Raw genomic sequence first — 19291 nt, 5'->3', positions numbered from 1 at the left:
TACCAGGCTACGTGGTCGCAGCGCTCAATCTGCTGTACCAGCCGGAATGGACCCGGCTGGTGGGCACGGATTTCATCGACCGGGAATCGACGGTGGGCGTGGCGGCGGCGGTGATGGCCCAGGTCCGCCCCGGTGTCTTTCTCGGCGGCGAGGCGCGTTACCTGCGCCGCTATGAGGGGATCGGCCTGCAGGAGTTTTCAGGCGACGCGCTATTCCTGGGGCCGACGGCCTATCTGCAGCTTTCCGAGCGTTCGCGGCTGACCGCGGCGTGGAGCATCCAAGCCTGGGGACACCGGCCAGGCGATAGCGGTCCGCTCAATCTCGCCGGATTCGAGCGTCATCAGGCGCGGCTGATCTACGGCGTCAATTTTTGAGACGGTAGTTAGCTGCCCCCGGAGCGGTATCGCACGGCCATTTTGAGCCGTGTTGAAACTTCGCCGCAGCGAATCCGTGTCTTCTTATGTTATGTTGGCGACAGAGCAAGGAGCGTGGCATGAATCCCATTGACCTGATCGTGACAGTCTGCGCCGTGCTGTCGCCGAGCACCTGCGAGGAAACTCATCTGATGTTTTCATCGCAGGTATCGCTGCAGCAGTGCACCATGGCAGCGCAGCCCTATATCGCGCAATGGGTGGGTGAGCACCCGAAGTGGCAGGCGGTGAAGTGGCGCTGCGAATATCCGCACACCAACGACAAGGCCGATGCCGCCGCTGGGAGCAAAGCCGGCTAACGCTATTTGCTGCAGTCCTTGAGATCCTTGTCGGCGATGGAAAACACCGTGCCGGCCTTGATGTCGATGTCGCGTACCGTGCAGGACCGCGCATCGCGATAGCCGACCTTGGCGTCATAGCGCCCCGGCGCCACGTCGGTGATCCGCAGGCGTTCGTCGTGATCGACTTCCTTGTCCTTGTCATTCAGGGTCTGGTTCGGCCCCCAGGCGTTCTGTCCCGGTGCCGACAATTGGAAACTCGAGATCGTTTCCGTGGTCAGGTTCCAGAGCCGAATGCCCTTGCCTTGCGCCAGAAGCGGGCCGGAGCCGAGTATCAGCGACGCGGCGGCGAGAATGACAATGCGCACGACAGGTGCCTCCCGGGGAAATTTTTCCAGATTGCTATCACGCCGACCGCATATCGTGCCAGCGAAGCCTGCGTTGCATTGCAGCAAGCTGCGTGGTTTTAACCTTTGATGGTTATAGTAGGGTAGCGGCCATAGACCTGGCGGGAGTGATGAGATGGCGATTGCCGTATGGCGAAAGGCCGCGTTGGCCGCGTATCTGCTGGCGATCGTTCCGGCAGCCCCGGCGGAGGCCGCCGATTTCAACGATTACCCCACCGCCGCCCGGTCCGACTACGTATTCGGCTGCATGAAGGCCAATGGCGAAAATCGGCAGTCGCTGGAACAATGTTCCTGCTCGATCGACGTGGTAGCGTCGCTGCTGCCTTATGATAGCTACGTCACCGCTGAGACCGTGCTGAACATGGCGCAGGTGCAGGGCAATCTCGGCGGACAGTTCCGTTCGTCGCCGCAGGCCAACACTGCCCTTAACGATCTACGTCGCGCACAGGCGGAAGCCGAGGTGCGGTGTTTCTGAGGTCGGCGACGCGCTACATTCCCGAAGTCTCGGCCTTCCACTCGCCCTGGAAGATGTGGCCTTCGGTGTCTTTGGCCTCGACGCGATAGCGCTTCGCGCCTTGCGGCAGGTAGGAGAAGCGGATGTTGGGGTCTTCCGAAATTGAGATTCCGCCTTCCACCGCGAACAGCAGGCTGTCGTCTTGCCATACCCGCATTTCATTGATGAAGAACGGCGGCACATAGAGGTGCGTGACCTGATCCATTTGCAGCCCGGAATTATTCGGGTGCCCGATCATCACCTGCGCTTCGCGCAAGCCGCTGGAGGCGCTGTCGCCGGCTTTCGCGAACTGGCGAAACCGGATCTGGCCGAGCTTGCCTTTGGCTTCCTCGGCGTTCTTGGCGGCCGGCGCTGAACAGCCGCCTGAGGCTTTGACGAAGATCTTGCTCATATAGAGCTGCCCATCGCTAAGTTCCGCAACGGCATGCACGTCCGTATAGCTGTTGACCCGCACCCGGGTGGATATTTCAGACACGGTGGATTCCGGGCCGAGTTCGAACCGGCCGGCCATCGGCGCCGGATTCTGGTCGATCACCAGCGTGATGGCGCGAACCCGGCGGCCATCGCCGGGCGGCAACGTGGTGCGCAGCGTCACCGGAACGATGGCGGCATCTTCCGCGCGAACTGGCATCTCGATCGCAATGATGCCGGCGCCGTCGAGCATCGGGCGGCTGTTGAAGATGTCCTGCACCAACCCGGGCCAGGGATCATACGGCTCCGGCGCGGCGGCCATCGCTGCGGGCACTCCGACTTGAACGGCTGCAGCGAGCGCAATAACGCGCATCAACGTCAAAACGGTCATAGCGATCTCCTGACCGACCGAAGGACCAGTCAGCGAGCATAGCTCGGGAAGCGATCTATTCCCATTCAATTTCCGAGTAGGCCGCGGTTGCGTTGCGGGCGTTGTAGTCGTCGAATAATTGCCAGCGCGATTTCTCAGCCGCGCCGGCGGTTTCGGTGGCTGACTTCAGCGGGGCGCCGCGGGAAACCGAGGTGCGGACGTCTGCCGAAAGGGTCTGCAGATAGCGTCGCTCGTCGTCGAGCGCGCCGGGCCACGCCCCGATGGGGCCGTGCCCCGGGACCACCTGCCGGGCGGGCAGGGCCGCGAGCGGATCGAGCATCGTCAGCCACCGACGCAGGCTGCCATCAATGATGGGAATATGCCCGGAAAAGACGAGATCGCCGCCGAACAGCGTGCCGGTCGTACCGTCCAGCACGGTCAGGTCGCTGTCGCTGTGAGCCGTCGGCCATGCCTTCAGCGTCAGGGTTCTTCCGCCGAGATCGAGCGTCATTTCGTTATCGACCAGCACCGTGGGTTCGATGAGCCGGACTTCCGCCATCAGCTCGTCTCCGATCAGACGGCGGAACGATTCGAGATAGAACGGCCCGCGCGTGGCGAGCGCCTGCGGCAAATTCTTGTGGCCGACGAACGTCGCCGCGTAGCTGCCGAATGCTGCGTTGCCGAAAACATGATCCGGGTGGCCGTGGGTATTGATCACGTAGCGGACCGGCCGGTCGGTGCGGCTGCGGATCGCCTGCAGCAGCCGGCGCCCTTCGCGTACGCTGCCTCCGGTGTCGATCGCCGCTACGGCGTCGTTGCCGATGATAAATCCGATGTTGGCGATGCCGCCTTCGTTGCTACGCGTCATCAGTTCCACAGCGCCAAAATGGACATAGACGCCCGGGGCGATTTCGCTGACGGGAAGCGGCGGATCGCTTTGCTGCGCTTGCACAGTCGATGCAATAGAGAGCACGGCGAAGATAGCTCGTAGCATCCTGGCGATCATGCGTAAGTATCCATGACATATTCAGCGCGTTGAGCGGTGCAGAAAATTCTGCGACGCAACAAGCGATTTCCATCGGTCCACTATTAGTTCGACCGAATTTGTATTGCGCGCTCCAGTCGACCGGATTACCATTTCTTTGTTTTCGACTTCAACAGGACTTCGGTTCGTTGGGATAGCCAAGGTCTTTCGGGAGCTGCGGCAATACGAAACGATCAATGTCGTTCGTCGGTCGGAGCTTGATATGCTGGCGAAAATGTATCCCAGAGACTATCGGTGCTGAGCGCATGCGTCTCGGGCCTAATGCAGTGATGTAACAACAACAAAATATCTCGTGGGAGGATTCGACATGCACAAGGTGCTATTCGCGGCCTGTCTCGGCGCTGTAGCGGCCTTCGCCGCAGGCGCGGCAAATGCCAATGACGAACTGATCAAGATGCAGCAGAACCCGAAAGACTGGGTGATGCCGGCCGGCAATTATGCCAACCAGCGCTATTCCGAACTCAAGCAGATCACGGCAGCGAATGTGGGCAAGCTGCAGGTGGCTTGGACATTCTCGACCGGCGTGCTGCGCGGCCACGAAGGCGGTCCGCTGGTAATCGGCAACATGATGTACGTCCACACCCCGTTCCCCAATATCGTCTACGCGCTCGATCTCGCCAACGAAAACAAGATCGTATGGAAATACGAGCCCAAGCAGGATCCTAACGTGATTCCGGTGATGTGCTGCGACACGGTCAATCGCGGCGTGGCCTATGCCGACGGCAAGATCTTCCTGCACCAGGCGGACACCACGCTGGTCGCGCTCGATGCCAAGACCGGCAAGGTGGAATGGTCGGTGAAGAACGGCGATCCCGGCAAGGGCGGCACCGGCACGTCGGCGCCGCTGGTGGTGAAGGACAAGGTGCTGGTCGGCATTTCCGGCGGCGAGTTCGGGGTGCAGTGCCACGTCACGGCCTACGATCTCAAGTCGGGCAAGCAGGTCTGGCGTGCCTTCTCCGAAGGGCCGGACGACCAGATCATGGTCGATCCCGTCAAGACCACCGAACTCGGCAAGCCGGTCGGCAAGGATTCCAGCATCAAGACCTGGCAGGGCGACCAGTGGAAGATCGGCGGCGGCTGCACATGGGGCTGGCTGTCCTACGATCCGGCGCTGAACATGGTGTATTATGGTTCCGGCAATCCCTCGACCTGGAATCCCAAGCAGCGCCCGGGCGACAACAAGTGGTCGATGACCATTTTCGCGCGCAATCCGGATACGGGCATGGCCAACTGGGTCTACCAGATGACGCCCCATGACGAATGGGACTATGACGGCGTCAACGAGATGATCCTCAGCGATCAGGACATGGGCGGTCAGGCTCGCAAGCTGCTGACGCATTTCGACCGTAACGGCCTCGGCTATACGCTCGATCGCGCCACCGGCGAATTGCTGGTCGCCGAAAAGTACGATCCGAAGGTGAACTGGACCTCCGGTGTCGATATGAACAAGAGCTCGCCGACCTATGGTCGTCCGAAAGTGGTGGCGCAATATTCCACCGAAAGCGGCGGCGAGGACCATAACAGCAAGGGCATCTGCCCGGCCGCGCTCGGCACCAAGGATGAGCAGCCGGCCGCGTACTCGCCGGACACCAAGCTGTTCTACGTACCGACCAACCACGTCTGCATGGACTACGAGCCCTTCAAGGTGAGCTACACTGCCGGCCAGCCCTATGTCGGGGCCACGCTGTCGATGTATCCCCCTCCGGGCGACAGCCACATGGGCAACTTCATTGCCTGGGACAACACAACCGGCAAGATCGCCTGGTCCAACAAGGAGCAGTTCTCCGTGTGGTCCGGGGCGCTCGCTACCGCCGGCGGCGTGGTGTTCTACGGAACGCTGGAAGGGTACATCAAGGCGGTTGACGCCAAGACGGGCAAGGAACTCTACAAGTTCAAGACTCCGTCCGGCATCATCGGCAACGTCACCACCTATGAGCAGGGCGGCCGGCAATATATCGCCGTGCTGTCCGGCGTTGGTGGCTGGGCGGGCATCGGCCTTGCAGCCGGCCTGACCGATCCGACGGCGGGTCTCGGTGCCGTCGGCGGCTATGCGGCATTGACGAACTACACCGCGCTCGGCGGAGCGCTGACGGTGTTCGCCCTGCCGCAATAGGCAGAGACACGAATTTTCGGCGCGTGGAGCGATTCACGCGCCGAAGTTTCGCCCGTTCTCAAGCCAAAACATGACCTCACAATAAGAAAACTCAAGGAAATGCTCGTGCGTTCAATCTCGTGTGTGGCGGCTTTGATGGTCGCCGTGATGTTCGGCTCTCATGCTTTCGCCGATGGTCCTGGCGATCCCGCTGCAGTAAAAAACGAGGATGGCAAGTACTTCGACAAGGAAGGCAACCCGACCTTCAAGGTTACCGACGGCAGCGTCGATTGGTACACCTATTCCGGCTATCGCCGCTACCATTCGGAATGCCATGTCTGCCACGGCCCCGACGGCGAAGGATCGAGCTACGCGCCGGCGCTGAAGCACTCCGTCGAGAGCATGGATTACGGCCACTTCTTGGAGGTTGTCGCCAGCGGTCGCAAAAACGTCAATGCGTCGCAGAACAATGTGATGCCGGCGTTCGGCGATAACCCGAACGTCTCCTGCTACCTCGACGATCTCTATGTCTACCTCCGCGCGCGCTCAGTAGATGCGGTCGGCCGCGTCAGGCCGGCCAAACATGATGACAAGCCGCCGGCCGCACAGCAGGCCGAGGATTCCTGCATGGGCAAGAAGTGATCGGCGGCAGACGTTTCCGGGGGCGCGACTGTCGATCGAAGGAGAAGACGGCGATGATCCATGCCGTACGGTCAAGGCACCTATTGGCGGTTTTTTGTATTGCCTCCATGGGGATATTCGCTGGCGCTCCCGCCCAGGCGCAGACGTCGGAAGGCACTGACCTTTCGATTGAACTGGTCGATCCGCAGGTGCTGCGGGTTTGCGCCGACCCGCGAAGCCTGCCTCTGTCTAACGACAAAGGCGAAGGCTACGAGAACAAGCTCGCGGAACTCCTTGCGGCCAAGCTGCAAAAGCGGCTGGCCTACACCTATTTCCCGCAAGCGACCGGCTTCTTCCGCATGACGCTCGGCGCGCATCGCTGCGACGTGGTGATGGGCTATCCGCAGGGCGACGACCTGGTACAGGGCACCAATCCCTATCTTCGGACGGCCTATGCGCTGGTCGCCAAAACCGGCGGCGGTCTCGACGAGGTCACAACGCTCGGCGATCCCCGCCTCAAGGACAAGCACATCGGCATCGTCGCCGGCACCCCGCCGGCCACCAACATGGCGGCCAACGGCCTCATGGCGAACGCCAGGCCATACGCGTTGATGATCGATACAAGGATCGATTCTTCGGCCGAAGCGATGATCAAGGACATCAATGCCGGCACCATCGATGCCGGCATTCTGTGGGGACCGATGGCCGGCTACTACGCCAAAGAGGCCAACCCACCGCTGCACGTCACGCCGCTGGTCAGGGAAACCACCGGCCCGCGGCTCGCCTACCGTATCGGCATGGGCGTTCGTGCCGCGGACCAGAACTGGAAGCGGTTGCTGAATCGCTTCATCCAGGAGAACCAAAGCGAGATCAACGCCATTCTCCTCAGCTTCGGCGTGCCGCTGCTCGACGACAACGACCAACCGATTGTCGCGCGGGCGCCGGCCAAGTCGCCGTGATGCGGCGCCATGCCTGCGTGGCGGCGGTTGCGATATTGTTCGCAGCCGGCGCAGTCGCGCAGGACATGGCACCCGAGCCGGACAGCTACCGCACCGAGAATTATCGCGCGCCGGTGCCGCTGACGCTGAAGGGCGCGCAGGTGCTGGATACCGCTGCGGCCGAAGCGATCTGGCGCGCCGGTGCGGCGGCGTTTATCGACGTACTGCCGCATCCGCCGAAGCCGCCGAATCTGCCCGCCGGCACCATATGGCGCGAGGCGCCGCGCCCGCATCTTCCCGGCAGCATCTGGCTGCCCGACACCGGCTACGGTGAACTAGCCGAGGTCACTGAGACCTATTTCAAGCAGGGCCTGGCGCGCGCCAGCGGCGGTGATCGCGGCAAGCAACTGGTGTTCTATTGCCAGGCCAATTGCTGGATGTCGTGGAATGCCGCGAAGCGCGCGCTGACCTACGGCTATGTCAACGTCGCCTGGTATCCCGAGGGCACCGATGGCTGGCGCAAGGCGGACCTGCCGATGGTCGATGCAAAGGCGGAACCGCGGGCGGGGGAATAACTACTGATACCTGCATTACTCCATGCCCTGCTGGATGATGCGCCCCAGCGCGAACAGCCGCTGATCGATCGCCACCGGCACTTCGCAGACGAATTTGATGACGCGGCGGCGGTCCTCGAAGATGCGGGTCTGCCACAGCAACTGGTTGCCGGTCTGCTCGATCTTCGCAGGGTCGGGCGTCGCTGCATCCTGCAGCGCATGCATCGATAGCGTCTCGGCGCGGATCGCGTCGGCGGCCTCGCGTTGCTTGCGGGTGATGCGCTCCAGTCCGCTCATCACGGACCCCCGCTGCGCGTTGAGGGTTTCGAACAGGCCGGCAAACAGCAATTTGCCGCGCTCCTCTTTCCTGGCCGGAGAATCCGAGAGAAATTCCGCAATGGCCTTCTCAGCCTCATCAAGCGGCGTGCGCCGCGCCGCCAGCCGCGGCACCAGCGCACTGACGGTGGCATTGTCTTTCCATTTGTTCGCGACGTCGTCGAGATCCGGCCCGGCCCAGACTGCAGCGAGAGAGACTTCCGGCACCTTGGCTTGCGCGCAGGGCCAGTCCGGATAGCGTGGATCGGCTGCCCGGCCCAGGCCGGTCATGCCAAGCAGGGCAAACAACGCCGCGACCGGAACACGCGATCTCATGTTTCGCCTCCCGCCGGCCCGCGTCGGCCGATGCCGCGCGACGGATCATAGGCGATCGCCGCGCCGACCATGAACACCACCGCGCATCCGCCGACCACGGCCAGCGAGAGCCCGTTCAGCCGGCCGTATAGCGCGAAGCGAATCAACTCCACCGCATGCGTGAAGGGATTGAGCTGGCAGAGATAGGCCAGCATCGGACTGCCCTCCTGCACGCGCCACAGCGGATACAGCGCCGACGAGGCAAAGAACATCGGGAAGATCACGAAGTTCATCACCCCGGCGAAATTCTCCAGTTGCTGGATGCCCGACGAGATCAGCATGCCCAGCGCGCCGAGCATCAGCCCGGACAGTAGCAGCGCCGGCAGCACGGTGAGATAACCGAGATGCGGCGGCTCGATGTCCCAGAACCACGCCACCAGCAGGAAGGCGTAGACCTGCAGCACGGAGACCGCGGTGCCGGCGAGCAGCTTGCAGAACAGCAGATACCAGCGCGGCAGCGGGCTCACCAGCAGGGTGCGCATGTTGCCCGTCTCGCGGTCGTAGACCATCGACAGCGATGACTGCATGCCGTTGAATAGCTGGATCATCGCAATCAATCCCGGTGTGATGTAGACCTCGTAGAGGATATAGGTCTCGTAGGGCGGGATGATGGATATTCCCAGCACCTGGCGAAACCCGGCGGCGAAGATGAACAACCACACCAGCGGCCGCACCAGCGCGGAGACGAAGCGCTCGCGCTGGTGCAAAAAGCGCAATGCTTCGCGCCAGACGATGCCGTTCATGCATATGGCGTATTGCGCGAGCGTGAATCCGGTTTTTTGCGTGAGCACGTCGGTTGTCATGGCGCCGGTCCCCCCATCTCCGCGGCGGTTCCGGTCAGCCGCATGAAGGCGGCATGCAGGTCGCGCGCGCCGCTTTGAGCGAGAACATCGGGCAGCGGCCCGCGCGCCAGCACGCGGCCCTGATGCAGCACGACGAGATCGTCGCTTTCCGCAATCTCGTCGAACAGATGGGTCGCGAACAGCACGGCGATGCCCTGTTCGCGCACCAATGCTCTGACATGGTCCAACATGTCATCGCGGGCCTGGACGTCGAGACCGACGGTGGGCTCATCGAGCAGCAGCAGACGCGGTCGGTGCAGCAGCGCGCGCGCAATCTCCAGTCGTCGCATCTGGCCGCCGGAGAGATCACGCACCTTGCTGCCGCTGCGGTCGGACAGATGGATCTGCGCGAGGACTTCCCCGGCCCGCGTCCTCGCATGGCCGCGCCCGATGCCGTGCAGGGCGGCGTGATACAGCAGGTTCTGCGTCACCGTAAGGTCGAGATCGAGTGTGCGCGGCTGGAACACGACGCCGAGTACCCGCAGCGCCTCGCCGGGGGCGCGGCCGATGTCGTGCCCGAAAATCCGGATGTGGCCGCGCTGCACGCCGAACAGCCGGGTGATCAGCGAGAACAGCGTGCTCTTGCCGGCACCGTTGAGGCCGAGCAGCGCGGTGAAGGTGCCCGGCGCAACGTCGAGGCTGACGTCGTCAAGCGCCAGCCGCGGTCCGTAACAATGGCTGACGCGATCGATCGACAGCGCAGCGATGGCCGCCGCGGCCGGGCGTCGCTCGGGACTTGCAGGACTGTCGATGGGCATTTGGCTCTGCATCATGGCGGCGCCATTGCAATGCCCCAGGGCAGTTCGCCGACCTGGATGGTCTTGATCACTTTGAGCGCGGCGACGTCGATCACCGAGACGTCATTGGAAACGCCGTTGGTGGTCAGCAGATATTTTTCATCTGGCGTGAAGGCCAGATGCCAGACCCGCTGCCCAACCAGCAGATATTTCGTCACCTGATGGGTCATGGCATCCACCACCGCGACGCGGTTGGCGGGACCCAATGCGACAAAGGCGGTCTTGCCGTCTTTGGTCATGCCGATGCCCACCGGCTGGATCGCCTCGCGCCGCAGCCCGGGGATCGCGAAACTGATCTTCCCGGTAGCCTCGCGCTTCACGGGATCGATGACGGTGACGGTGCCGCCGATCTCCGCCGACACCCACAGCTCGGAATTGTCGCGCTTGAACTCCGCGAAACGCGGCCGGGCATCCACCAGGACATTGGCCACGATCTGCCGCGTAGCGGTATCGATGAAATGCGCCATGTTGGTGGTCTCGGAAGTATTGATCAGGATTTTTCCGTCCGGGCTGATCGCCATCCCCTCCGGTTCGACGCCGACCTGCACCTCGCCGAGCCGCCCGCGCCGGGCAATGTCGATGATCGTCACCGTGTTGTCGTTCTCGTTGGCGACGTAGAGCAGCTTGCCGGCGGCATCCTGCACGAACAGTTCCGGATCGGGGCCGGAAGGCAGGGTGTCCACGACTTCCTGCTTGGCCACATCGATCACCTCGATGGTGTCGTCGTCGCCGACCGCGACCAGCACCGACTTGCCGTCATGGGTGAATTCGATGCCGCGCGGGCGCTGGCCAACCTTGATCGTCCTGGTCACGGTCCAGCTATCAGTGTCGATCACCGAGACCGTGTTGCTCTTCTCGTTGGAGACATAGGCCATCGTGGCGCTCGCCGGCACTGCGCACGCCAGCCAGATGGCTACTGCGTAAAACATCTGTCGCGACATCCGCAACCTCTCCATCATGGCCATTTACACTTCGTCTCCGGCCGGTCGATGCCGAGCGTATCGAGTTCCGATACCTGGTGCAGAAAACCTTCCTGTGGCGACACCGAGACCACCATGCGCCCGTCGGCGAGCAGGATCGGTTGGCGCAGCTGCCCGTTCCAGTCGCGCAGCGTCAGGCGCTGGCCCTTGAAGGCGGCGATGGAGAAGTCCGGGCTCTTGATGAACGCGGTGATCGCTTTCGGATCGCCGGACTTTGTTCGCGCCGCGGCTTCGCCGATCATCCGCGTTGCCGTCCAGGCCTGCATGTCGCGCGCGCTCATGCGGCGGGCGTTGAGCTTCACAAAGCGGTTCTGCAATTGCACCGCGCCCCATTGGTCATGCGCCGCGTCCCAACTGGTCGGCACCAGGCCGGCAGAGCCGGCAATCGGCCGCGGGTCCCACGTGCGGTAGGGCAGGTAGGAGGCGAACACCTCGCTCTCGTCGGCGGCCACCAGAACGTCGTAGGCCGGCGCTCCCTGCGTGAATACCGGCATTTGCCGCTGGATCAGCGTGACGCCGCTGTCGGTGCGCCGCGCGCCGCCGGTGTCCTCGAAGGTGCGCTCCTGCACGATTTTGGCGCCGAAGCGCGTTGCCGCTCGACGCAGCGCGTCGGCGTACAGTTTGTCTTCGGGATGCGAGCCTGCCACCAGCAGCCAGCGCTTCCATTGCTTCCAGACCAGGTATTGCGCGAGCGCATCGGCCAGCATCGAGCGCGTCGGCGCGACATGGATTACATTGCTGCGGCAGTCCTGTTCGCGCAGCCGGTCGTCGATGGCGCCGGCGTTCAGCAGCAGAGTGCCGCGGTCGCGGATGGCGTCGGCCGCCTTCAGCAGCGCATCCGCGGGTAGGTCGGCGATGATGAAGCCGACGTTGCGCCCAGCCAAGCTCTGCGCCGCGGTGCCGGCATCGTCGCTGTCCTTCAACCGGATCTCGTCGAGCGCAAAACGCTGGTCCGTGAACCGACCGGTGGTGTTGTTGTCCTCGATGGCGAGGCGGGCTCCGGCGACGCCATCATTCTCGGCGGGTTGTTCGACCAGCGACAGGCTCGGCCGAATGCCGGCAGGGCCGAGATAGCCGATCCTGATTTCCACCGGCTCGGCCTTGAGCGCGGCCGAACCCAGCACGCAACACACGATCGCCCAAAAAAGCCGGGCCAAGGACGCCTCCCCATTCGAGCCCCCTTCGACAGATACTGCCGATCAGAAGACTTCCTGCTTGAAACATGGCTGATCCGTCCTAAGTTGCAACGAACATTTTGGTGTGGCGGGTTCCGGTCGGGAAACTTTCATGCGCGAGATTGGATTTGTCGTTCTGGCGGTGCTGGCGGGGTCGGTTGCCGCGCGCGCCGACGGGCCGAGGGCTGCGGTGTTCGATTTCGAGCTGATCGACACCAGCCTGCAGGGCGAGAAGGACGGCCAGCGCGCCGATGAGCAGGCCCGCCTGCTGCGGGCCGGCGATCAACTGCGCAAGGGGTTGGAAGAATCCGGAAAATATGTGCTCGTCGATATCGCGCCGGTGCGCGTCGAGGCGCACAACAGCAACCTGCAGGCCTGCGGCGGCTGCGACGTGCAGTTTGCCCAGCAACTCGGCGCCGACCTCGCCATCACCGGCACGGTGCAGAAGGTCTCGAACCTGATCCTCAACATGAACGTCTATATCCGCAACGCGCGGACCGGGCATCTGGTGACGGCGATGAGCGCGGATTTCCGCAGCAACACGGACGAGTCCTGGTCGCGCACGGTGAGCTACCTGCTGCGCAACCGGCTGCTGGCGCCGAATTACGGCGCGCCGCAGTAGACTGAGCGACGGCAGCGTGCTCCGCAATGGGGAGAGTTGAGGCTACGTCACCCTTTCAGCCGCGCGGCGTGCCAGCGCAGATGATCTTCCATGAAGGTGGAGATGAAATAGTAGCTGTGATCGTAACCCGAGGGCCGGCGCAGCGTCAGTTCGATGCCGGCATCGGCGCACGCGTTCTCCAGCAGCCCCGGCCGTAATTGTTCAGCGAGAAACGGATCGGCGTCGCCGACATCGACCAGGAATTCCGGAAATCGTGCGCCGTCCTCGATCAGCGCCACGGCGTCGTGCCGGCGCCAGATCTTGCGGTCGTCGCCGAGATAGCCTGACAGCGCCTTGACGCCCCATGGCACCTGCGACGGCGCCGATATCGGTGAGAACGCGCTGGCGGCGCGGTAACGCTCCGGGTGGCGCAGCGCGATCGTCAGGGCGCCATGGCCGCCCATGGAATGGCCCATAATCGATTGCTGCGTCATGTCCGCGGGGAAATTCGCACCGATCACTGCAGGCAACTCCTCAGTGACGTAGCTCCACATCCGGTAGTTCTTCGCGAACGGCGGCTGCGTGGCATCGACATAGAAGCCAGCGCCGAGACCGAAGTCATAGGCGTTGGCGGGATCGCCGGGCACGCCGTCGCCGCGCGGACTGGTATCGGGTGCGACAAAGATCAGGCCGAGATCGGCGCAGGCGCGGCGATACTCGCCCTTCTCGGTCACATTGGCGTGGGTGCAGGTGAGGCCGGACAGATACCAGACGACCGGGCAGGGTTTTTCGCGCGCCGCCGGCGGCACGAACACTGAGAACGTCATAGTGGTGCCAGTCTCCCGGCTGGCATGCTTGTAGACGCCCTGGGTGCCGTCATGCGACCGGTTCAGCGAAACAGTTTCGATCGTCATGAGTCGGTTACTCCGGCGGCGGGACGACGGCAGACCGCAGGCGTCAACGCTGGCGATGGTTATGCCACCGCCAGCGCGGACGGATCAAGCTGGCCGCGTCGGGCTGCCGCTATGCTGCTTTGGCGCGGGACTTCGAGACGTGCGCCGCAAGCGCATCCATCAATCCCGGCGACAGGCAATCGTACGGCTCCAAACCCAGCTCCTTGAGCCGCGCGCGGATGCCATCCATCTCCGACGGATCGACGCCGGTCTCGATCACAGACGACACGAAGGCCGCGAAGCCCGGAGCCGCCGAGCCGCCTTCCTGGAACAGTTCCGGGTGAATGAAGTCGAGGCCGTAGAACGCATGATCCTTGTTTTCGATGCGCCCGTACATATGCGTGCCGCACACCTTGCAGGCATGGCGCTGGATTGTCGCCGAGGCATCGACGATATGAAGCTTGTCGCCATTTTCCAGTACCGAGACGTTGTCGCGCGGCACCACGGCGATTACTGCGAAGGTCGCGCCATCTGGCTTCCAGCATTTGCTGCAGCCGCAGGCGTGGTTGTGCAGCACGTCGCCGCGGACACCGACCTTGACGGGGCGGTCCTGGCATTTGCAGACCAGCGTGCCGCCGGTGAAATGGCCGGAGCCCTGTTTGACTCCATTATCGACTGAGGGGTGGATATGAACGGTCATGGGATCAATCCTCCTGTTTGATTTTTGGTTGGTGGTTCAGAACACGACGACCGAGCGGATCGACTTGCCCTCGTGCATCAGATCGAAGCCCTTGTTGATGTCCTCGAGCTTGAGGACGTGGGTGATCATCGGGTCGATCTCGATCTTGCCGTTCATGTACCAGTCGACGATCTTCGGCACGTCGGTACGGCCGCGCGCGCCGCCGAACGCGGTGCCCTTCCAGACCCGGCCGGTGACCAGCTGGAACGGGCGGGTGGCGATCTCCTTGCCGGATTCCGCGACGCCGATCACCACCGAGACGCCCCAGCCGCGATGGCAGGCTTCCAGCGCCTGCCGCATCACGGTGGTGTTGCCGGTGCAATCGAAGGTGTAGTCGGCACCGCCGTCCGTGAGCCCGACCAGATGCGCGACGATGTCGCCGTCGATCTTCTTCGGGTTGACGAAATGCGTCATGCCGAATTTGCGGCCCCACTCTTCCTTGTCGTCGTTGACATCGACCCCGATGATTTTGTCGGCACCGACCATGCGCGCGCCCTGGATCACGTTGAGGCCGATGCCGCCAAGTCCGAACACCACCACATTGGATCCCGGCGTGACCTTGGCGGTGTTGACCACCGCACCGACGCCGGTAGTGACGCCGCAGCCGATATAGCAACTGCTCTGGAACGGCGCATCGTCGCGAATTTTCGCCACGGCGATCTCCGGCAGAACCGTGAAATTGGAGAACGTCGAGCAGCCCATGTAGTGATACACCGGCGCGCCCTTGTAGCTAAAGCGCGAGGTGCCGTCGGGCATGACGCCCTTGCCCTGCGTCGCGCGGATCGCCGTGCACAGGTTGGTCTTCTGGCTGAGGCAGCTTTTGCATTGCCGGCATTCCGGCGTGTACAGCGGAATCACATGATCGCCCGGCTTCACCGAGGTGACGCCGGGCCCGATCTCGCGCACGATGCCCGCGCCTTCGTGGCCGAGAATGGAGGGGAAAATGCCCTCGCTGTCGAGACCGTCCAGCGTATAGGCGTCGGTATGGCATATGCCGGTGGCTTTGATCTCGACCAGGACCTCGCCGTGCTTGGGGCCTTCCAGATCGAGCTCGACGATCTCAAGGGGCTTCTTGGCCTGAAAGGCAACGGCGGCGCGGGTCTTCATAAGGTGACTCCCAGTCATGGCGCGCAGGATTCAAACCGTGCTGACCCGCCGGTTTCTCCCACTGCTGTTCTTGAGCGGACATACGCCGTGGTTCACGCGACAGGCGCGTCGATCCGCTCCGGTGTTGGTAGAAATCATTGCACGCTGGTGCGCAAGGTCAAGGACGGTAAATTAAAACGGCGAATTATTTTTGGAAGCGCTGTGTGCGCTGCGAAACTGTTCGCGTTTGCATCATCGCAGTTGCGATGAACTGATCGATCAGGTCAGTTTCATCTCGCGCATAATCCGGAACCGCGAGCGGTCATCGTCTTGCCGGAACAATGCGATGCGGTCGATGCGCAGCGACGTCAGATCCAGCGCGGCGAAGCGCGCCTGTAGCATAGCGAGCACCTGCGTGTTGCGCTCGGGCGAGAGCCGGCCGGTCAGCGTCATATGGAAGCGAAAGTCGTCGCGCACATAGGGATAGCCGAAGCGGTCGAGTTGCTCGACCTGCCGCGCCGTAAGCGCGCCGGGATTGCGCCGTGCGCGGTCTTCGGCGCTCATTGGCGCCCGAAACCGGTCGAAGGTTTCGACGCAATCCTGCGCCAGCGCGTTGAGATCGGGGGATGGCGTGTCAGGCACCACGGCGATAAAGCCGCTGATGGCGCGCACCACCGGCGTGATCATGGGAATGGTGCGCGCAGCGGCGGCGAAGATCTCGCAGGCGGCGACGAGTTCAGCCTCGGTCTTGCCCGGCGCCAGCGGGAACGGTGCCTTCAGGGTGCCATGAAAACCGTATTTGCGCGGATCACCGGTCAGGGCAGCCCAGTCCGGCGCTTCAGCGAGAACTTCAGCCGGGAACGGAACATCGCTGACGGCGAAGGCATCGTAGCCCAACAGCCCCGTGCCGAAGCGATGCAGATCGCTGTCGGCGGCGGGCGTGTAGTAGATGGCGTAACGGGGGAAGGTGGTCATGACGTCCGACCATAGAGACCGGTCACGCCGCCGCAACCGCCTTGCGCGGTGCGACGGCTGTGTGCAGCAGGCGACTCGCATCCGTGAGGTGGACCAGCCGGCCGTTGGCGATGACCGCGACAATGCGCGGCCGCAACGCCGCGGTGTCGTCGATCAGCAGCATGTCGGCGCGGCGGCCGGCAGCGAGCACGCCGCGGTCGGTGAGCCCGGCAGCCGCGGCCGGCGCCGACGAGACCAGCGCCCAGGCTTTCGCCAATGGCAGAATCCCCTCGGCAACCAGGCGAAATGCCGCCAGCAACTGCGCGGGGTAATAGTAATCGGAGGCGAGTACCGAACATAGCCCCTTGGCGATCATGTCCGAAGCCTTGGTCCAGCCGGTATGGCTGCCGCCGCGCACCACATTGGGCGCACCGAACACGATGAAGTCGCCGGCGGCCGCCGCGGCGATGGCGGTTTCTTCGTTGATGGGGAATTCCGCGATCGCGACGCCGAGTTGGCGGAACTCGCTGCGCATCGCCGGGGTCTCGTCGTCATGGGACAAAGTCGGCACACCGGCCGCCTTCGCCGCGAGAGCCAACCGTGCGATGGAGCCCGGCACTTCGTCGGCGCGCGAAATCACCCGCTGCACGAGCTGGTCGAAAGCCTCACCTGTCAGCCCGGTGCGCTCGGCCATGCGGGCACGCTTCTCCGGCTTTTCCGGATTGTGCAGGCTGGTGTGGATATGGTCGTTGAAGGCCAGCAGGTCGATGCGGCCTTGCGCAAGCCACTGCAGGATCTCGGCTTCGGCCTCGAGATTGTAGGTTTCCTGGCGCAGATGGAAGCGGGTGTCGGCAGCGAGTTGCGGCCGCTGCGTTTCAATCGCATTCAGCAGTTTGCGCGCATTCTCCGCGCCGCGCAGGCCGGGCTCCCACGACCACGTGGTGCCGTGAAACACCGTGGTGATGCCATTGGCGATCGCCTGACGGTCGCTGTCGACCAGCGCGACATCGACCGGGAAGTCGACGCCGGGCCGCGGCATCAACTGCCGCTCGAAGGCATCGCCATGCAAATCGACGATTCCCGGCAGCACCAGCAAGCCGCCGGCATCGAGACCGAGCGCGCCATGCACGGCATCGGCGCCGATCGCCGAAATGTTGCCGTTGCCGATCCGCAGCGAAGTCTCGACGACTTCGCCGTCAACAAGGGTGCGTCCGCCGTCGATCAAGATATCCGTCATGTCTCTGCCATCTGCTTCGCGGCGGCTGCCGCACCGGACTGGTATTTGCTCAAAAAGTCTTCCACCGCAAGCTTGCGAAAATCCGGCAGCGCCAGCCGCAGCGCCTCGTGGTCCCAGTCCCACCACGCCAGCTCGGCGAGTTGCGCGGCGACGTCTTCTGGAAAGCGGCGGCGGATGACACGAGCCGGATTGCCGGCGACGATAGTATAGGCCGGCACGTCCTTGGTGACGATCGCGCCGGCGGCGATCACCGCGCCGGTGCCGATGTTGCGGCCGGGCAGCACCACGGCGCCGTGACCGATCCAGACGTCATGACCTATCGTGACATGATGTTCGCGGCGCCAGTTGAAGAACTCGGCGTCCTCCGCCTCGCCAGGAAAATACGCGCTGGCGCGATAGGTGAAATGCGCCTGGGTGGCGCGGTGCATCGGGTGGTTGCCGGGATTGATTCGCGCCATCGCGGCGATCGAGCAGAATTTTCCGATCGTCGTATAGGTGATCTGGGCGTCGTTCACGACATATGAATAGTCGCCCATGGTGACTTCCTGAAGAATGGTGCGAGCACCGACCTCGCAATAGGCGCCCAGTGTGGCATCCTTGAGCGTAGCGCTCGGATCGATAGAGGGATCGAGCGACAAAGTTTTTCCGGCCATTGGACTCTCACATGATCTGACGGCGTCAGCCATGACGCGCGGCCTCTCTTCGATTCCTTTCATGACGGCGTCGTGACGATCGTATGACTTTGCGCGGTACGGCTGGGATGCGGGGACAACGCGCTCGCGCGGACCGCCTGTCACATCACTGTCAAGGCCCAGCGCTACCGGTGGCATCGTCTATGGTTACTGGAGTGCCCCATGCTGGTGGTTGAAAATCTGACGTGCCGATTCGGCGCCAAAGCGGCTGTCGATAACGCATCCTTCGCGATTCAGCCCGGCGCTTTCGTCGGCGTCATCGGGCGCTCCGGCGCCGGCAAGTCGACCATGCTGCGCATGATCAACCGGCTGGCAGAGCCGACCTCGGGCCGGATCTCGTATGATGGCGTCGATGTCACCGCGCTGCGCGGCCGCGACCTCAGGCAGTGGCGGGCGCGCTCGGCGATGATCTTCCAGCAGTTCAACTTGGTCGGCCGTCTCGATGTCCTGACCAACGTTCTGATGGGCCGCCTCTCCGGGATGCCGCAGTGGCGTTCGCTGACGCAGATGTGGCCCGAGGAGGACCGCGCGCTGGCGATGTCTGCGCTGGAGCAGTTCGACATGGCGTCGTTGGCCGCGCAGCGTGCCGATCAGCTCTCCGGCGGCCAGCAGCAGCGCGTCGCCATCGCCCGCGCCCTCATGCAGAACCCGGAGATCCTGCTCGCCGACGAGCCTGTCGCCTCGCTCGATCCCGAGTCGAGCGCGCAGGTGATGGCGCTCATCCGCCAGATCGCCTCCGACGAGCAGCTCACCGTCGTGTGCAGCCTGCACCAGGTCGACCTCGCGCTCGCCTGGGCCGACCGCATCGTCGGTCTCCGGCACGGCCGGGTGGTACTCGACGTCAGTACCGAGGGGCTCACCAAGAGCCAGGTCATGGAGATCTACGGCCGGGTCGCGACGTCGACCGACCAGTTCGACGCGCTGCCGGCCCGACTCGTCGAGGC

At 63.5% G+C, this 19291-nt stretch carries 22 protein-coding genes and 1 pseudogene; 9 read left to right on the top strand and 14 right to left on the bottom strand.

Annotated elements, in window-relative coordinates; all coding sequences use genetic code 11:
* Positions 1–374: pseudogene (locus JWR89_RS12060) on the top strand (hypothetical protein); the annotation flags it as partial.
* Positions 375–493: 119 nt separating this feature from the next.
* Positions 494–730 (top strand): hypothetical protein, encoded by a 237-nt coding sequence (locus JWR89_RS12055; RefSeq protein ID WP_299716178.1) that lies wholly within the window; start codon positions 494–496, stop codon positions 728–730.
* Positions 731–732: 2 nt separating this feature from the next.
* Here the strand turns inward: JWR89_RS12055 and JWR89_RS12050 are convergent, their stop codons facing one another.
* Positions 733–1077, bottom strand: coding sequence for a hypothetical protein (locus JWR89_RS12050; protein ID WP_299716176.1), 345 nt, complete (start codon positions 1075–1077; stop codon positions 733–735).
* 154 nt (positions 1078–1231) lie between these two features.
* On the opposite strand from JWR89_RS12050, the gene JWR89_RS12045 reads away from it, so the two are divergent.
* On the top strand, positions 1232–1591 hold the full coding sequence (locus JWR89_RS12045; protein WP_299716173.1) for a hypothetical protein: 360 nt from the start codon (positions 1232–1234) through the stop codon (positions 1589–1591).
* A gap of 13 nt (positions 1592–1604) precedes the next feature.
* On the opposite strand, the gene JWR89_RS12040 is transcribed toward JWR89_RS12045, so the two are convergent.
* Both JWR89_RS12040 and JWR89_RS12035 read right to left on the bottom strand, forming a co-directional pair.
* Positions 1605–2432 (bottom strand): quinoprotein dehydrogenase-associated SoxYZ-like carrier, encoded by an 828-nt coding sequence (locus JWR89_RS12040; protein WP_299716170.1) that lies wholly within the window; start codon positions 2430–2432, stop codon positions 1605–1607.
* 55 nt (positions 2433–2487) lie between these two features.
* Positions 2488–3417 (bottom strand): quinoprotein relay system zinc metallohydrolase 2, encoded by a 930-nt coding sequence (locus tag JWR89_RS12035; RefSeq protein WP_299716167.1) that lies wholly within the window; start codon positions 3415–3417, stop codon positions 2488–2490.
* 346 nt (positions 3418–3763) lie between these two features.
* Here JWR89_RS12035 and xoxF5 point away from each other — a divergent pair, with 346 nt between their 5' ends.
* From xoxF5 to JWR89_RS12015, 4 genes are all read left to right on the top strand, one after another.
* On the top strand, positions 3764–5569 hold the full coding sequence (gene xoxF5 / locus JWR89_RS12030; RefSeq protein WP_299716164.1) for a lanthanide-dependent methanol dehydrogenase XoxF5: 1806 nt from the start codon (positions 3764–3766) through the stop codon (positions 5567–5569).
* Between the two features lie 147 nt (positions 5570–5716).
* The gene (locus tag JWR89_RS12025; protein WP_299716184.1) at positions 5717–6190 is read left to right on the top strand and encodes a c-type cytochrome, methanol metabolism-related; all 474 of its coding nucleotides are present in this window, start codon (positions 5717–5719) and stop codon (positions 6188–6190) included.
* A 107-nt stretch (positions 6191–6297) separates the two neighbouring features.
* Positions 6298–7128, top strand: a complete 831-nt coding sequence (locus JWR89_RS12020) for a substrate-binding domain-containing protein (RefSeq protein ID WP_299716161.1) — start codon at positions 6298–6300, stop codon at positions 7126–7128.
* Positions 7128–7682, top strand: a complete 555-nt coding sequence (locus tag JWR89_RS12015; protein ID WP_299716181.1) for a PQQ-dependent catabolism-associated CXXCW motif protein — start codon at positions 7128–7130, stop codon at positions 7680–7682. The genes JWR89_RS12020 and JWR89_RS12015 overlap by 1 nt, the downstream gene beginning before the upstream one ends.
* 15 nt (positions 7683–7697) lie before the next feature.
* Here JWR89_RS12015 and JWR89_RS12010 read toward each other — a convergent pair whose 3' ends face one another.
* Genes JWR89_RS12010 through JWR89_RS11990 form a run of 5 tightly spaced genes read right to left on the bottom strand, consistent with a single transcriptional unit; the run spans position 7698 to position 12127 of the window.
* Positions 7698–8312, bottom strand: coding sequence for a hypothetical protein (locus JWR89_RS12010; protein ID WP_299716158.1), 615 nt, complete (start codon positions 8310–8312; stop codon positions 7698–7700).
* Positions 8309–9154, bottom strand: coding sequence for an ABC transporter permease (locus JWR89_RS12005; protein ID WP_299716155.1), 846 nt, complete (start codon positions 9152–9154; stop codon positions 8309–8311). The genes JWR89_RS12010 and JWR89_RS12005 overlap by 4 nt, the downstream gene beginning before the upstream one ends.
* Positions 9151–9951, bottom strand: a complete 801-nt coding sequence (locus JWR89_RS12000) for an ABC transporter ATP-binding protein (protein WP_299716152.1) — start codon at positions 9949–9951, stop codon at positions 9151–9153. Before JWR89_RS12000 ends, JWR89_RS12005 begins: the two co-directional genes overlap by 4 nt.
* Positions 9952–9962: 11 nt before the next feature.
* On the bottom strand, positions 9963–10919 hold the full coding sequence (locus JWR89_RS11995) for a YVTN family beta-propeller repeat protein (protein WP_299716149.1): 957 nt from the start codon (positions 10917–10919) through the stop codon (positions 9963–9965).
* Positions 10920–10945: 26 nt separating this feature from the next.
* The gene (locus tag JWR89_RS11990; protein WP_299716146.1) at positions 10946–12127 is read right to left on the bottom strand and encodes an ABC transporter substrate-binding protein; all 1182 of its coding nucleotides are present in this window, start codon (positions 12125–12127) and stop codon (positions 10946–10948) included.
* A 130-nt stretch (positions 12128–12257) separates the two neighbouring features.
* Between JWR89_RS11990 and JWR89_RS11985 the strand changes: the two genes are divergently transcribed.
* Positions 12258–12767, top strand: coding sequence for a DUF3280 domain-containing protein (locus JWR89_RS11985; RefSeq protein WP_299716143.1), 510 nt, complete (start codon positions 12258–12260; stop codon positions 12765–12767).
* Between the two features lie 47 nt (positions 12768–12814).
* Here JWR89_RS11985 and fghA read toward each other — a convergent pair whose 3' ends face one another.
* From fghA to JWR89_RS11955, 6 genes are all read right to left on the bottom strand, one after another.
* Positions 12815–13660 (bottom strand): S-formylglutathione hydrolase, encoded by an 846-nt coding sequence (fghA, locus tag JWR89_RS11980; protein ID WP_299716141.1) that lies wholly within the window; start codon positions 13658–13660, stop codon positions 12815–12817.
* 109 nt (positions 13661–13769) lie between these two features.
* Positions 13770–14339, bottom strand: coding sequence for an S-(hydroxymethyl)glutathione synthase (gfa, locus tag JWR89_RS11975; RefSeq protein ID WP_299716140.1), 570 nt, complete (start codon positions 14337–14339; stop codon positions 13770–13772).
* A 36-nt stretch (positions 14340–14375) separates the two neighbouring features.
* A complete protein-coding gene (locus JWR89_RS11970; protein ID WP_299716138.1) occupies positions 14376–15485 on the bottom strand; it encodes an S-(hydroxymethyl)glutathione dehydrogenase/class III alcohol dehydrogenase in 1110 nt (369 codons plus the stop codon).
* Between the two features lie 258 nt (positions 15486–15743).
* Positions 15744–16439 carry a DUF1045 domain-containing protein gene (locus tag JWR89_RS11965; RefSeq protein WP_299716136.1) on the bottom strand — a complete coding sequence of 232 codons (696 nt, stop codon included), beginning with the start codon at positions 16437–16439 and terminating at the stop codon, positions 15744–15746.
* Positions 16440–16461: 22 nt separating this feature from the next.
* Positions 16462–17655: an alpha-D-ribose 1-methylphosphonate 5-triphosphate diphosphatase gene (locus tag JWR89_RS11960; protein ID WP_299716133.1), complete on the bottom strand. Its 1194-nt coding sequence runs from the start codon at positions 17653–17655 to the stop codon at positions 16462–16464.
* Positions 17652–18308, bottom strand: coding sequence for a DapH/DapD/GlmU-related protein (locus tag JWR89_RS11955; protein ID WP_299716130.1), 657 nt, complete (start codon positions 18306–18308; stop codon positions 17652–17654). Before JWR89_RS11955 ends, JWR89_RS11960 begins: the two co-directional genes overlap by 4 nt.
* Positions 18309–18509: 201 nt before the next feature.
* Between JWR89_RS11955 and phnC the strand changes: the two genes are divergently transcribed.
* A partial coding sequence (phnC, locus tag JWR89_RS11950) for a phosphonate ABC transporter ATP-binding protein (RefSeq protein ID WP_299716127.1) occupies positions 18510–19291 on the top strand: 782 nt, incomplete at its 3' end.

Origin of the sequence: Tardiphaga sp. (genome assembly GCF_028290785.1) — a bacterium.
GTDB lineage: Bacteria > Pseudomonadota > Alphaproteobacteria > Rhizobiales > Xanthobacteraceae > Tardiphaga.
The sequence above is the reverse complement of the archived record's forward strand: the minus strand, read 5'-3'. Positions and strand labels throughout refer to the sequence as shown.